Source organism: Desulforegulaceae bacterium, from assembly GCA_034006035.1.
In the GTDB taxonomy this organism is placed as follows: domain Bacteria; phylum Desulfobacterota; class Desulfobacteria; order Desulfobacterales; family JACKCP01; genus JACKCP01.
Window position 1 is genome coordinate 1 of record JAVETN010000015.1, and the last position, 14435, is coordinate 14435.

15 protein-coding genes are annotated in these 14435 nt (G+C 31.7%); 2 read left to right on the forward strand and 13 right to left on the reverse strand.

Going from position 1 to position 14435, the window contains the following annotated elements:
- Nucleotides 1-311: 311 nt before the first annotated feature.
- From RBR53_10360 to RBR53_10380, 5 genes are all read right to left on the reverse strand, one after another.
- A complete protein-coding gene (locus RBR53_10360; GenBank protein ID MDY0133055.1) occupies nucleotides 312-1742 on the reverse strand; it encodes an ATP-binding cassette domain-containing protein in 1431 nt (476 codons plus the stop codon).
- Nucleotides 1743-1747: 5 nt separating this feature from the next.
- Nucleotides 1748-2776: an OmpA family protein gene (locus RBR53_10365; protein MDY0133056.1), complete on the reverse strand. Its 1029-nt coding sequence runs from the start codon at nucleotides 2774-2776 to the stop codon at nucleotides 1748-1750.
- Nucleotides 2777-3024: 248 nt separating this feature from the next.
- The gene (gene purB / locus RBR53_10370) at nucleotides 3025-4398 is read right to left on the reverse strand and encodes an adenylosuccinate lyase (GenBank protein MDY0133057.1); all 1374 of its coding nucleotides are present in this window, start codon (nucleotides 4396-4398) and stop codon (nucleotides 3025-3027) included.
- A gap of 30 nt (nucleotides 4399-4428) precedes the next feature.
- The gene (locus RBR53_10375) at nucleotides 4429-4863 is read right to left on the reverse strand and encodes a YcgN family cysteine cluster protein (protein ID MDY0133058.1); all 435 of its coding nucleotides are present in this window, start codon (nucleotides 4861-4863) and stop codon (nucleotides 4429-4431) included.
- A 163-nt stretch (nucleotides 4864-5026) separates the two neighbouring features.
- Nucleotides 5027-5227, reverse strand: coding sequence for a cold shock domain-containing protein (locus RBR53_10380; protein MDY0133059.1), 201 nt, complete (start codon nucleotides 5225-5227; stop codon nucleotides 5027-5029).
- Between the two features lie 219 nt (nucleotides 5228-5446).
- On the opposite strand from RBR53_10380, the gene RBR53_10385 reads away from it, so the two are divergent.
- Nucleotides 5447-5836 (forward strand): (deoxy)nucleoside triphosphate pyrophosphohydrolase, encoded by a 390-nt coding sequence (locus RBR53_10385; GenBank protein MDY0133060.1) that lies wholly within the window; start codon nucleotides 5447-5449, stop codon nucleotides 5834-5836.
- A 51-nt stretch (nucleotides 5837-5887) separates the two neighbouring features.
- Here RBR53_10385 and RBR53_10390 read toward each other — a convergent pair whose 3' ends face one another.
- Nucleotides 5888-6205 carry an IscA/HesB family protein gene (locus RBR53_10390; protein ID MDY0133061.1) on the reverse strand — a complete coding sequence of 106 codons (318 nt, stop codon included), beginning with the start codon at nucleotides 6203-6205 and terminating at the stop codon, nucleotides 5888-5890.
- A gap of 134 nt (nucleotides 6206-6339) precedes the next feature.
- Complete coding sequence (gene clpB / locus RBR53_10395) at nucleotides 6340-8919, reverse strand: ATP-dependent chaperone ClpB (GenBank protein MDY0133062.1); 2580 nt, start codon at nucleotides 8917-8919, stop codon at nucleotides 6340-6342.
- 160 nt (nucleotides 8920-9079) lie between these two features.
- Between clpB and RBR53_10400 the strand changes: the two genes are divergently transcribed.
- Nucleotides 9080-9517, forward strand: a complete 438-nt coding sequence (locus tag RBR53_10400; protein MDY0133063.1) for a hypothetical protein — start codon at nucleotides 9080-9082, stop codon at nucleotides 9515-9517.
- Between the two features lie 109 nt (nucleotides 9518-9626).
- Here RBR53_10400 and RBR53_10405 read toward each other — a convergent pair whose 3' ends face one another.
- From RBR53_10405 to RBR53_10430, 6 genes are all read right to left on the reverse strand, one after another.
- Complete coding sequence (locus tag RBR53_10405; GenBank protein ID MDY0133064.1) at nucleotides 9627-10052, reverse strand: hemerythrin family protein; 426 nt, start codon at nucleotides 10050-10052, stop codon at nucleotides 9627-9629.
- 172 nt (nucleotides 10053-10224) lie between these two features.
- A complete protein-coding gene (gene pgsA, locus RBR53_10410) occupies nucleotides 10225-10797 on the reverse strand; it encodes a CDP-diacylglycerol--glycerol-3-phosphate 3-phosphatidyltransferase (protein ID MDY0133065.1) in 573 nt (190 codons plus the stop codon).
- Between the two features lie 176 nt (nucleotides 10798-10973).
- Nucleotides 10974-11480, reverse strand: a complete 507-nt coding sequence (gene folK / locus RBR53_10415; protein ID MDY0133066.1) for a 2-amino-4-hydroxy-6-hydroxymethyldihydropteridine diphosphokinase — start codon at nucleotides 11478-11480, stop codon at nucleotides 10974-10976.
- A complete protein-coding gene (locus RBR53_10420; GenBank protein MDY0133067.1) occupies nucleotides 11480-11857 on the reverse strand; it encodes a hypothetical protein in 378 nt (125 codons plus the stop codon). Before RBR53_10420 ends, folK begins: the two co-directional genes overlap by 1 nt.
- Nucleotides 11829-13229, reverse strand: a complete 1401-nt coding sequence (argH, locus tag RBR53_10425) for an argininosuccinate lyase (protein ID MDY0133068.1) — start codon at nucleotides 13227-13229, stop codon at nucleotides 11829-11831. The genes RBR53_10420 and argH overlap by 29 nt, the downstream gene beginning before the upstream one ends.
- The gene (locus RBR53_10430) at nucleotides 13226-14434 is read right to left on the reverse strand and encodes an argininosuccinate synthase (protein ID MDY0133069.1); all 1209 of its coding nucleotides are present in this window, start codon (nucleotides 14432-14434) and stop codon (nucleotides 13226-13228) included. Before RBR53_10430 ends, argH begins: the two co-directional genes overlap by 4 nt.
- Nucleotide 14435 lies beyond the last annotated feature (1 nt).

Below are 14435 nucleotides of genomic sequence, written 5' to 3' on the forward strand. Positions count from 1 at the left end.
TCTGAGCCAGGATCAAACTCTCCGTAAAAAATTTATTTCAAGGACCTGTCTGCTGTTTAGTTTTCAAAGATCGATTTGTTTTTAAATTCAAACAAACGGAAGACAGAATTATATCTTTTCTTTTCTTTTCTTCTGTCAACTACTTTTTTCAGTTTGTTAAACTTTTCTTAAAGAACTTGCCCCTCAAAAACTTTTGTTTTACTTCCCTGAGGAACGAGACAGCTTATAGTTCTTTTTTGTTCTCCTTGTCAAACCCTTTTTTAAACTTTTTAATCTTTTTTATTTTAAACCCAGTTTAAAAAAGACTCTGATTAAACTTTTATTGTTTTTGTATAATAACCTGAACTATCTTTTTTCCTTATAAATTCAAAAACATAATCATAATCAAAATCAAGTTCTGAGTCCAAGTGTGTTACATAGATTAAAGACTTATGTGACATTTTACAAATGACTTTTACAATATCAAGAACAATCTTTCTATAATAAGGGTCAAGACCATGACAGGGTTCATCCATGATAATGAGGTCAGGATTTTTAATAAGAGCCCTTAAAATAAAAATCAGTCTTTGCTGTCCATAGGAAAGAAAAAGAAAATTTTTATAAAAAAACTCTTCAATACCAAACTTTTTAAAAATATAGCTTGCTGTATCAATCTGCTTTTTATCAGGTTTTTTATAAAGTCCTATGGAATCATAATAACCGGAAATTAAAACTTTATAGGCTTCAATTTTTTTATCATACTGCAAATGCAATGAGGGAGAAATAAATCCTGTGTTTTTTTTAAGCTCCCAGATAGTTGTTCCTCCACCTCTTTTTTTTCCAAAAACCTTTACATCGTTTGAGTAAACCTGGAGATTATCTCCTGTGATAAGAGATAAAAGTGTTGATTTGCCGCAACCGTTCTCACCTTTGATAACCCATTTGTCTCCCCTTGAAATTTGAAGATTTATATTTTCAAGAACTTTTTTTTCTCCATAAAAAACATTGCAGTTTACAAGACTGGCAATAACTTCTTTTTTAAAAGAGACTTTCCTTTCTAGAAATTCCGATAAATCAGGGGTCTTTTTACCTGAAATTTTTAAAATATCAGGATTTTCAACCTCAAACACTTTATTGTCATCAATGGCAAGATATCTGAATTTACACCCTGGGATTTCATCCAATCTATGGGTTACAAGAATAAAACTTATATCTGAAGAACAAATATCTAAAACAATCTGCTTTAGAAGCTTAACTGAGTTTAAATCAAGCCCATCAAAAGGCTCATCAAGAATTATAAGTTCGGGCTTATCTTCAAAGGCTTTTAAAATTTGAAATTTTCTTAATTCACCACTTGAAAGATTATCTATGTTTTTATCTTTAAATGAATTTAGATCAAAAGTTTTATAAAAAGGGTTTTTATCATCTAAAATGGACAAAACATCAGGCTTTATTTTTTTACCTGAATAATACTCAGCCTCCTCAAGATTTACCTGCTTTCGCATTATTTTTCTTAGGTTTTCAAATGAAATATATAAAATATTTTTACTTAAAGGAAGCTTATGATAGCGGGAAATATTGCCTTTGCAAATGGGTACTTCTCCAGTTATTGCCTTCATAAGAGAAGTTTTTCCACTGCCGTTTTTTCCTGTTACAAGAATATTTTCACCCTTGGAAATGGAAAAAGATGTTCCGGGCAAGGCCAAAAAATCCTGGTAGCAAATAGTGATGTTTTTTATATCAAGGAGTAAATCTTTTGCCATAGTATCTAAAAAAACAGCGGATAAATTTCCACTCTCCTATTCATGCTTTTATAGTATTCATTGGTATTTGGAAGAATAGGCATTGCCTTGCCAAAACCCTGAGATTCTATTCTTGAAGGCGAAACATTGCTTTTTTGAAGATAGGCTTTAACAGATTCAGCTCTTCTTTTGCTAAGCAAAAGATTATATTTTTCTTCACCTGTGCTGTCTGTAAATCCCCTGAGGCTTAAACGCGTGCCCAAAAATTCAGGAGATCCAATCACTCTTGCTATGGAATCAAGAAAAGATGCTGCTTTTGAATCAATTTTACTGGAATCAAAATCAAAATTAACCCTTAAAACAATAGAAGTTCCATATTCATTTTTATTGTTTTTAAGATCCAGCATTGTGTTTTTTAATTTTTCTGCAAAATCAATCTGGTCAAAACTATCAGAGCTGAAAAGAAGCTTTTTTTTGAGTTCTGATTTTTTTTCTTCAATATTTTCTTCTTTTAAAAGCTCATCTTCTCTGGTGCTGTCTTTATCTTGCTTTAAACTTCTTTTTCTAAATTCAATTTTATCTACCATTGAAAAATCAAGGTATTCAGGAATCCAGGTATTATTGTATTCATCAAATCTTAATACTGAAATTTTTTTTGAGGGAGTGGAGTTTCCTGAATATCTAAAAAACTTTGCATTGGAGCTGTTATCAATTCTATTGTCGTCAAATTTAATTGCCAATGTATAAGAATTGGAAATTCCAGGGACTTCTTCAATAAAATCAAGCTCAAGAACTTTTGAAAAAAGCTCTGGCTTAAGAATATAATGAACAAGGCTGTCTTTATCTGAAGTATATTCTATTTGAGAAATATTTAAATCAGTGGCCCTTAAATTAGGATTGTAAAGATCGTCTTTTTTTTCTTTATCAAGGGGTAAACTGAATTCATTTGAAATTATCCTTGAATTATCCTTTAAATAGACAATAAAATTTTTTGAGTAAGAAACTTCAAATGAGAAAAAAAAGAAAATTGCAAAAAAAAGAAGGTTTTTTTTCATTCTGCCCCCGGATTTTAAAACTGCTTTTTTAGCAGTAAAAGAATTGACTTTCCCAAAAATTAAAACATTTTTTTAAATTTTGATTTAATATCAATTCGGCATTTCTAAAAAAAACTTAATTAAGTGCCGGACAAAAACCCTGTTTTGTCTCATCCGGCATCAGATTAAAAAACTAAAAGCTTAAAACATTTCTTCTGTTAAACTTATATATCAACAGCTAAAAAACAATTATTGTTTTCAACAAATTATCAAAGATATGTTTTTACATATTTATCAACTAAAGCTTCAGCTGTGCCTGTATATGTTTCAGGTGTTAATTTTTTAAGTCTTTCTTTTTCATTTTCAGGGAGATTTTCAAGGGAGTCGATAAACAAATCAAGTTCATCTCTTGTTATTCTATGTCCTCTTGTGAGTTTTTTCATTTTTTCATAGGGGTCTTCTTCTCCAAAAGCACGCATTATTGTTTGCACAGGTTCTGCAAGAAGCTCGAGATTTTCTTCAAGATCTTTTTTTAAGATTTCTTTATTAAGCTCAATTTTTGAAAGTCCCTTGATAATTGAGTTGCCTCCAATAAACAAATATCCAAAAACAGCACCCAAATTTCTTAAAACCGTTGAATCTGACAAATCTCTTTGAAATCTTGAAACAAGAAGCTTTGAACCTAGATGTTCTCCAATTGAAGAACAAAGCCCAAAATTTCCTTCACTATTTTCAAAATCTATTGGATTTACCTTATGGGGCATGGTTGAAGAACCCACTTCGCCATCTTTTATTTTCTGCTTAAAATATCCAAGGGAAATATATCCCCACATATCCCTTGCCAAATCTATGGAAATTGAACAAAGCCTTGAAATAGAATGAAGATTTTTTGAAATATAAGAATATGGGTTGATCTGGGTTGTATAAAAAAGAGGTTCAACCCCAAGATATTTATTTATAAATTTTTCAGAGGCTTCAATCCAGTCAATATTTGGAAAAGCAGAAATATGAGCATTGAAATTACCTGTTGCCCCATTCATTTTTCCCTGGATTGGAAGATTTTTCAAAACATTAAGCTCATCTCTTATTCTCCAGGCAAAATTTATAAGTTCTTTTCCCATGGTAGTTGGGGTGGCAGGCTGTCCATGGGTTCTTGACATCATTGGTTCTGCTTTGAATTTAACACCTAAACTTTCAATCAGTTCTAAAACTTCACCAAAAAGTTCAACAGCTTTTTCCCTGCCTCTTTTTATCATGAGACAATAGGAAGTATTATTTATATCTTCAGAAGTGCATGCAAAGTGAATCCACTCTTTTAAGCTGGAAAGATTTTTTGTGCCTTGATCAAATTTTTCTTTTAAAAAATACTCGCAGGCCTTTACATCGTGGTTGGTAACTTTTTCAATATCTTTAATTTTATTTGCGTCTTTTTCATCAAAATTTTTAACTATATCATAAAGGTAAGTTTTTTCTTCTTGAGAAATTTCACCAAACTTTAATTCTTCCATTAAAAAAACAAACCAATTAATTTCAATTTCAACCCTGTGTTTTATAAGACCGAACTCAGAAAAAATTTCCGCCAATGGTGAAGTATATCTTTTATATCTTCCGTCAAGAACCGAAATAGACAAAACCTGGCTCATTAAACTACTCCCTTTTTAAATTTCATAATTTTAAAATATTATATAATCTTCCAAATCTTCCTGAAAAACATCTTTTCCTGAAACAGCCTTTCCCTTAGCTGAAATCCCAAGCTTATGCACAAGGTTTTTATCCCCTGAAATAAGATAATGCCAGTCAGGCAATTTTTTATTAAGAAAAAGAATTCTATATGAACAATTTATGGGAAGATGTTTAATATATTTTTCAAGATAATCAATACTTAACTTTACACAATCATTTTTGCACTCAAATCTTTTCTCATAAATATTGCAGTTAAAATCATCAAGATTAAGATAAACACAGGATACGCAGGTAAAAAAAAGCTCTTCTGTTTCACTGTCTATAAGTTTTTCCATACAGCAAAGTCCACACCTTGAACATATAAGCTCCCACTCTTCCCCGGTAAACTCAGCCATTGTTTTAAATTTAAAAAAATCTTTAACCATTAAAATATACCATAATATTTTATACAAACTAAAAGGCGTGAATTTAAACCCAGATAAGGTCTTGTTTTAATATTCACAGCCCTAATTTTTATTGACTGTAAAAAAAAAGCATCTTCAACTGTTAAGAAGAAGATGCTTTAGGTTTTCAAAATATAAAAAGAATTTAAACTTTTGTTACATTATCAGCAGCAGGTCCTTTTGGCCCTTCTTTGATATCAAAGGTGACATTATCACCTTCGTTCAACGATTTAAAACCATCTGTATTGATTGCTGAAAAATGAACAAAAATATCTGTGCCATTTTCCTGTTCAATAAAACCAAAGCCTTTTTTGTCGCTGAACCATTTAACTACTCCGTTTGCCATCTAAACTAACCCTTTCTTAAATTTAATAATATAAAAGTTTCCATTTAACAATTTTTCCTTATTATAACTGGAATAATTGACAATGAAACCAGACTGCCTTAAAGCAGTGCTAAAATATTAATTTCTTTTTTATCCAAGGTCAAGATTAAATATTTGTTTAGTTTCCATTGTTTATCATTATGAATGGTTTTATCTTGAATCAAATCCAGGGGAAAAGGCATGATTACAGTGTGTGCAGCAATTATTTTCAATGAAAAAAAAGACAGGATTCTAATTGGGAAAAGAAAAAAAGGGGATTTTAAAGGTTTTTGGGAGTTTCCCGGAGGAAAGCTTGAAAACAATGAAACTCCAGAAGAATGCATTCTAAGGGAAATTGAAGAAGAGCTTTGCGTTCAAGCTGAAATCATTTCTTTTTTTCATGAATTGATTCATGAATACCCCACTAAAACAATAAAACTTATTTTTTTCAAAGTCAGACTGATTGACAAGAAAGTCTGCAACAAAGACCATGAAATTGTTTTATGGGTAAAGCCTTCTTTACTAAAAAAATACACATTTCCAGGAGCAGACTTAAAAATTGTTGAAATGTTAGCTTCCCAAACAAAATAAAAAAGGCAGCCTTTATAAAAAGACTGCCCTGATTATAATTCTTATTTTAAACTAAACTGCACAGCTTCCGCCGGAACTGCAACTGCCGCATCCGCTAGGTCCAAAATTAACATTTGAATCAACTTTAAACCCTGTTGCCGTATAATCAATTTTAACAGGTGTAGCCTGCTTTAAAAATTCTTTTTCAGCTACAAATTTAAAACCATCTACTTCAAATACTTCGTCTGTATCTTTTTGCTCATCCAGAGCAAGGGCCATTGATGGGCCTGCTCAGCCGCCGCTGGCAACAAAAACTCTTATAGGCATAATTTCTTTGCCTTCAAAAAAACCTTTTATTTCCTCAATTGCACTTTTAGTCACTTCAATCATTGTTTTGCCTCCGTTAAAAATTTTGTGCTGTTTCTAGCATAACTATTTTAATAGTTCAATAGATTATCCCAATAATTTTATTGAGTTGTATTTATAAAGACTATAATTTCACAAAAAAGTTACAATTTAATTTATCAATTTGCCTTAAATACAATTTCATTGTTTTCCATTTTTGCCTCAACTTTGCTTCCATCTATAATTTCGCCTTTTAAAATTGAAAGGGATAATTTGTTTTCTATAAGATTTTGCAAAGCTCTTTTAAGAGGTCTGGCCCCAAAATCAGGCGAATATCCAACTTCAGAAATATGATTTAAAACATCATCATTAACTTCAAGTAAAATATTTTTTGTTTCTAGCCTTTTTTTAAGATGAATAAGCTGGATTTTTACAATTTCTTTTATCTGCTCTTTATTTAGATTGTGAAAAACAATTGTTTCATCAATTCTATTAAGAAATTCCGGCTTAAACGAGCCCCTGAGTATTTCCCCTACTTTTTCAGTCATTTCATTATGATCTTTATTTGCATATTCAAGAACAAAATGACTTCCAATATTTGAGGTCATAATTATTATTGTGTTTTTAAAATCAACTGTTTTTCCATGTCCGTCTGTAAGTCTTCCATCATCAAGAATCTGGAGCAAAATATTAAATACATCGGGATGAGCTTTTTCAATTTCATCAAACAAGATAACTGAATAAGGACGTCTTCTTACTGATTCTGTAAGATATCCGCCTTCTTCATAACCTACATATCCAGGAGGAGCACCAATCAACCTTGAAACAGCATGCTTTTCCATATATTCTGTCATATCAACCCGAATTACAGCATTTTCTGTATCAAACAAAAATTCTGCCAAAGCCTTGGCAAGCTCTGTTTTACCCACCCCTGTTGGGCCAAGGAAAATAAAAGATCCAATTGGTTTATCAGGATCTGAGATTCCAGATCTTGCCCTTCTTACTGCGTCTGAAACTGCCTTTACAGCCTGGTTTTGCCCTATAAGTCTTTTGCCTATTCGATCTTCCATGGAAACAAGTTTTTCCATATCACTTTCAAGCATTTTGCTCACAGGAATTCCTGTCCACCCAGACACAACCTGGGCAATATCTTCAGAATCAACTTCTTCCCTTATAATTGAATTTTTTGCCTTGGAAGATTCTTCCAAAGCTTTTTCAAGCTCCATCTTAAGCTGATTAATTCTTCCATATTTTATTTCAGCAACTTTTTCATAATTGCCTTCTCTTTCAAATTTTAAGGCCTCAATTCCAAGTTGTTCAAGCTCTTCTTTAATAGCTCTGACCTTACCAATTTTATCTTTTTCAGCTTCCCATTTACCTTTTTTTTCAAGGAGCTCTTCTTTTAAAGAAGAAAATTCTGAATTAATTTTTTCAAGGCGTTTTTTTGAACCTTCATCACTTTCTTTTTTTAAAGCTTCCCTTTCAATTTCAAGCTGGGTTGCCTTTCTTTGGATTTCATCAATTTCAGCAGGCATGGAATCTATTTCTATTCTTATTTTAGAAGCTGCCTCATCAATTAAATCTATTGCTTTATCCGGAAGAAACCTGTCTGCAATATATCTGTTTGAAAGGGTTGCAGCAGAAACTATGGCTGAATCTTTTATTCTTACTCCATGGTGAACTTCATATTTTTCTTTTAGCCCTCTTAAAATTGAAATTGTATCTTCCACATCAGGTTCTTTGATTATAAGTGGCTGAAATCTTCTTTCCAAAGCTGAATCTTTTTCAATATATTTTTTATATTCATTAAGGGTTGTGGCACCAATACATTTTAAATCCCCCCTGGCCAGAGAAGGTTTGAGCATATTTGAGGCATCCATTGAACCTTCTGCTGCACCTGCTCCAACAAGAGTGTGAAGCTCATCTATAAAAAGGATGATTTCACCGTCTGATTTTTCAATCTCCTTTAAAAAAGACTTAAGCCTGTCTTCAAATTCTCCCCTATATTTTGCTCCGGCAACAAGAGCCCCAAGATCTAGAGAAATAATTTTCTTATTTTTTAAGGTTTCAGCCACATCACCTTCAATTATTCTCCTTGCAAGTCCTTCTGCAATTGCAGTTTTACCAACACCTGGCTCTCCTATGAGAACAGGATTGTTTTTGGTTCTTCTTGATAAAATCTGAACAACCCGCCTTATTTCCTCGTCTCTGCCTATAACAGGATCAAGCTTTCCTCTTTTTGCAAGCTCTGTAAGATCTTTTCCATATTTTTCCAAAGCCTGATATTTTTCTTCAGGATTTTGATCTCTAATCACTTCGTTTCCCCTTATTTCCATTAAAACATTTAAAATTATATCTTTTGTAATATTATTTGTTTTAAAAAGATCTTTTATCTTTTCCTCTGAATTATCAATCAGGGATAAAAGAAGATGTTCAACACTTACATATTGGTCCTTCATATTTTCAGCTATTAAAAACGAAGCATCAAGAACCTTAAATGCATTTCTAGAAATAGAAATCTGAGTGTTTCCACCAGAAACAGAAGGAATTTGACCCAAAAGAGAATCGACTTTATTTATAAAAGCCTCTCTTATAACCCCTGCTTTTTCTAAAACCAAAGATGCTATTCCGTCTTTATCCTCAATCATTGAACTTAAAAAATGTATGTTTTCAATGGACTGATGACCTTTTCTCAAAGCAAGACTTTGAGAGTTTCCAATTATTTCCTGGGATTTTATGGTAAATTTATCAAAGTTCATATTTTATCCCTCTCCTTAAGGTAAAAAATTACTTTATCTAATTGTCTTGACAGGTTAAATAAATTCTTTAACTTTAAATTTAATCATTTGATGATCTATGTCAAATGGAGCAACTAAAAAAAGGCTTGATTTTTGCATATATTTATTAAAAGGAGAGATCGTGATAAATTCATTTATGGATGATGTTGTTAATTTAGGAGCTAAATCAGTTTTACCAAAAAACTTAAAAGACAAGTGGCTTGAACCTATTTCCAAGGCAGGAGCAGAATTTTTAAAATCTGCTTTTAACCAAAAAAAAGAAGATCCTGAAACTTTTTTAAATAATACCAATGGAATGCTTCTTCTTGCAGCTGCTTCAGAACTTATCCAGGCAAGATATGATTATCCTGCAGGATTTCATCTTGCAAGTCTTCCCCAGGATATTTTATTTAAATATCTTTCCTGCTATTCTATCACTGCTCTTTTAGAGATAGGGAAAAGAAAGCTTTTATTTGAACTTCCAGATATTAATGAAGACAATATTTTTGACCATGAATTTATTTCAGATATAGAAGCAAAAAATTCTGCTGTAAGTAATTTCCTTTACAGCAGAATTTAAAATTTGTGTTTAAAAATTGATAGTTTATTAATTAACAAAACCTGCACTCAATTAAATTTTAATAAAACTGGAGAAACTTAATAAAATTGTATGAAAACTCCAGTTTTTTTTATTTTCTTAAACTATGTACCTCAATTTTTTTCTTAAGTCTCAAGTATGGAGCATATTCTTTATCGCTTTTACTTAAATGTTCGCGATAAACATCAGCAATTTCTTTTACCATTTCGTTTTCAGCCAAATCTGGATTTTCAGCAAGCTTTCTTCTCAGCTTAATAAGATATCTCACATAGCTTTTATGTTCTTTTCGATGAAGATCTACTTCAGGATAACCATATTTTGCAAGAAGCTTTTCTTCCCTGCCAAAATGAATTCTAAACCCGTCAATTACCGCATTAAGGTCTTCAATATTAGAGCTGCCGGGATTTGTAGATATATTTTTTAAAACCTCGCTTAATTTGTCAGCTAAAAACTTCCTTGGCTCGTCAAGATCTTTTATTAAAATATCAAACTCTTTTTCCCATTTAATTTCTTTCATTAACACTCACCTTTAAAAAATATTTTGTTGGGGAATAGAAATTTACTCCCGGATCAATTTCTGATTAAAATCCTGTTAAAATCTCAAAATCATATCATAACAATGATTTAATATTTTTAAAGTCCTAAAAAAATTGATTTTATTTATAAATTGTCTTTTTTAACTGAGAAATTTATTCAATAAAATATTTTCTTGCCTTATAAAAATAATCAAAGCCTGAAATAATAGTTAAAACAAGGGCAACCCAGATTAAAAGATTTCCAATATATGCCATATCAATTCCAATGAACTTATAATGATAAATCAAAGGAATAAGAGCTGCAATCTGAAACCCTGTTTTCCACTTTGCAATAACAGAAGCTGAAACATCATCATTGTTTTCTGTCATAAGATTCCTAAGCCCTGTTACAGCAAGTTCACGACCGATTATTATACAAACAACCCAGCCAGGAACCCAGCCTTTGGCAACAAGCATTATAAAAGCTGAACTTACTAAAATCTTGTCTGCAAGGGGATCCATCATTTTACCAAAATTTGAAACAAGTCCCATTTTTCTGGCTAAAAATCCGTCAAGATAATCTGTAATAGATGCCAAAATAAATACAAGAGTTGCAAAAAAACAATTCCAAAAACTATTTCCCAGCATAAGAATAATCAAAACCGGAACAGCAATCACCCTATAAAGGGTAAAAGCATTTGGATGCATAAGTTTTTTCTTTAAATCGTCATTAATTTTAAACTTCATTTTAATTATTCCTTAGATATTTTGCTTATATTCAGCTTAAAACCAGAACAGCTGCTCTATTCTTCCCAAGCTTAATTTTTTCTATACTCCAAATCAGGAAATATAAAAACCATATCTTCTGAAACCGGCCCGAAAAAAATACAACATCTGTTCTTGGCAGTAAAACAATTTTATTGTCAGATTAATCTGGAACAATTACCAATTTTTTTTATCCCCTGACCTAAAACTTTTTTTGCTTCAGATAATTGCCTGATATTTTTTTTAAACACCGGATGAACAAAACTTTCATTAAGATCCATCAAGGGGAAAAGAACAAAAGCCCTTTTATGCATTCTTTCATGGGGTATTTTAAGATTTGGAGTATTTATAATTTTATCTGAAAAAAAAATTATATCTATATCAATAATCCTTGGGCCAAATCTTAATTCTTTTTCAAACTGCCCCAATTGCTTTTCAATTTTTCTTGTTTTTTCAAACACTTCAAAACAATTTTTTTTTGTTTTAAAAAAAATGCAGCAATTTATAAACTCTGATTGATTTTTATAATCTAAGGGTTTGGTTTCATAAAAATTAGAAATTTGAATTTCTCCAAATTCTTTTTTAAGAAAAAAAACAGCCTTTTTTAAATTATCAAATTTTTCTCCAAGATTTGAACCTAAGCTTAAATAAACATCAGCCAACATTATTGAATTTCAACTTCTTTTAAAGCAGACTCACTTTTTATCTTATTTTTTACAGCTGTAAGCTTTAATTTATATTGCCCTTCTCCAAAAAATGAAAAAACATGGTAATTACGCTCACCTTCAATTTCAGCAATTTTTATAAAAGAATCAGGACAAGACTTGCACTGGGTTTTAGAAAGTTCCAAAATAAAATAATCTGCACTTCCTTTATAATCAAAAAAAAGAGTGTGCTTTTCATTTTCAAAAACAACTTTTAAATTTTCAGGCTTTGGAATTGTTTCATTTTTGGGAACAAAAGGCATGGCCTTTCTTCCGCAGCCCGAAAAAACAATAAATATAAAAACAAAACTAATAATTAAATTTTTGTTTTTCTTCATTAAGAAGCTCTTTAATATTTTTAAGTTGGTTTTTAATATTTTCCCTTGAAGTGCCGCCAAGGGATATTCTTTTATCAACCACAGTTTCTATATCAAGATAAGAATAAATGTCATCATCAAAAGCACTTGAAATTGTTCTTAAATCTTCAAGGCTAAGATTTTCAAGCTCACACCCCTTATCAAGAGCTAAAGCTACTGCCTTTCCTGTGATTTCGTGGGCAAGTCTAAAAGCAACATTTTTTTCAACAAGATAATCTGCCATATCTGTTGCATTTAAAAATCCAGTTTTTGTTGCTTCAAGCATTTTGTCTTTGTTTATTTTTATTTCAGGAAGCATTCTATTGTAAATATCAATACATGATAAAAGGGTTTTGGCTCCGTCAAACAAAGGAGGTTTATCTTCCTGCATATCTCTATTATAGGTCATGGGCAGGGATTTCATTAAAGTTAAAATTGCAACAAGACTTCCATAAACCCTTCCTGTTTTACCCCTTACAAGTTCTGGAATATCAGGATTTTTCTTTTGGGGCATAATTGAACTTCCTGTTGTAAATCCATCTGAAATGGTTACAAAAGCAAACTCTGAAGTTGACCACAAAATAAGTTCTTCTGAAATTCTGCTTAAATGCATCATGCAAATTGAAGCTGAAGAAAGAAATTCTATTACAAAATCCCTGTCTGAAACAGCATCCATACTGTTTTTTGTATAAGTGGAAAAATTTAAAAGTTCAGTGGTTCTTTTTCTGTCTATTTTATGGGGAGTGCCAGCAAGAGCTGCAGATCCTAAAGGATTTTCATCAAATCTTTTTAAACAATCAATAAATCTTGAAGAATCTCTTGTAAACATTTCATAATAAGCCAGCATATGGTGGGCAAAAGACACTGGCTGAGCCCTTTGCAAATGTGTATAACCAGGCAAAATTGTATTTATATTTAAAACTGCTTTTTCATAAAAGTTTTTTCTTAAATAAAAAAGATTTTCAACAACTTCATTTATAACTGTTTTAAGATAAAGTCTTATATCAAGGCCAACCTGATCATTTCTGCTTCTTGCAGTATGAAGTTTTCTTGCAGCATCGCCAATTTCTTGGGTAAGACAAGACTCTATATGCATGTGAATATCTTCAAGTGAATCATCATGGATAAAATCACCTGATTCTATTTGTTTTTCAATTTTCAAAAGCCCTTTTTCAATTTTTTTGAAATCTTCTTTTGAAATTATCCCGCATTCAGCAAGCATTTTTGAGTGGGCAATACTTCCTTGAATATCTTCTTTGTAAAGCAAAGAGTCAAAATCTATGGAAGAAGAAAATTTTTCCACAGCTTTGTCAGTTGTTACTGAAAATCTTCCTCCCCAGAGCTTGGAACTCATGAATTCCTCCGCATCATTTCCTGAATTCTTAAACGAAGGGCATTTAAACGAATAAAACCTTCTGCATCCTTTTGATTGTATGCTCTATTGTCTTCTTCAAAGGTTGCAATTTCAGGATTATAAAGGGAATTTTTTGATTTTCTTCCAAGAATATATGAATTACCCTTGTAAAGTTTCATTTTAACTGTACCTGAAACAACCTGCTGGGTGTGATCTACCATGGATTGAAGCATTTCCATTTCAGGAGAAAACCAAAATCCATTATAAACAAGCTCTGCGTATTTTGGTATAAGAGAATCTCTTATATGGGCAACTTCACGGTCAAGTGTGATTGATTCCATGGCCATGTGGGCATTTCTTAAAATTGTTCCCCCCGGAGTTTCATATACTCCCCTTGATTTCATTCCAACAAACCTGTTTTCAACAAGATCTATTCTTCCAATTCCGTTTTGTCCTGCATGTTTGTTTAATTTTGCAAATAAAACTCCAGGAGATAAATATTCTCCGTTTATTGCAACAGGATCTCCTTTTTCAAATTCAATTTCAATTATTTCAGGTTTATCAGGAGCTTTTTCAGGAGGAACACTCATTACATACATATCATCGGTTGGAGGCTCCCAAGGGTCTTCAAGAACTCCGCCTTCATAACTTATGTGAAGCATGTTTCTGTCTGTTGAATAAGGCTTTTCAAGTGTTGTGGGAACATCTATTCCGTGTTTTTTGGCAAAAGCCATAAGAGCTGTTCTTGAATTTAAATCCCAGTCTCTCCATGGAGCTATACATTTTATATTGGGTTCTAAAGCAAGGTATGAAAGTTCAAATCTTACCTGATCATTTCCTTTACCTGTGGCACCGTGACTAACAGCATCAGCTCCTTCCATTCTTGCAATTTCAACCTGTCTTTTTGAAATAAGAGGCCTTGCAATGGAAGTCCCTAAAAGATAATTTCCCTCATAAATTGCATTTGCCCTGAAAGCTGGAAAAATATAATCTTTTACAAATTCTTCTCTTAAATCTTCAATATAAACCTTTGAGGCTCCTGTTTTAAGGGCTTTTGGCTTTACAAAATCAAGTTCTTCTTCCTGACCTAAATCAGCTGTGTAAGCTATAACTTCACAATCATAGGTTTCAATTAACCATTTTAAAATCACTGAAGTGTCAAGTCCTCCAGAATATGCAAGAACAACTTTTTTTATATCAGACATA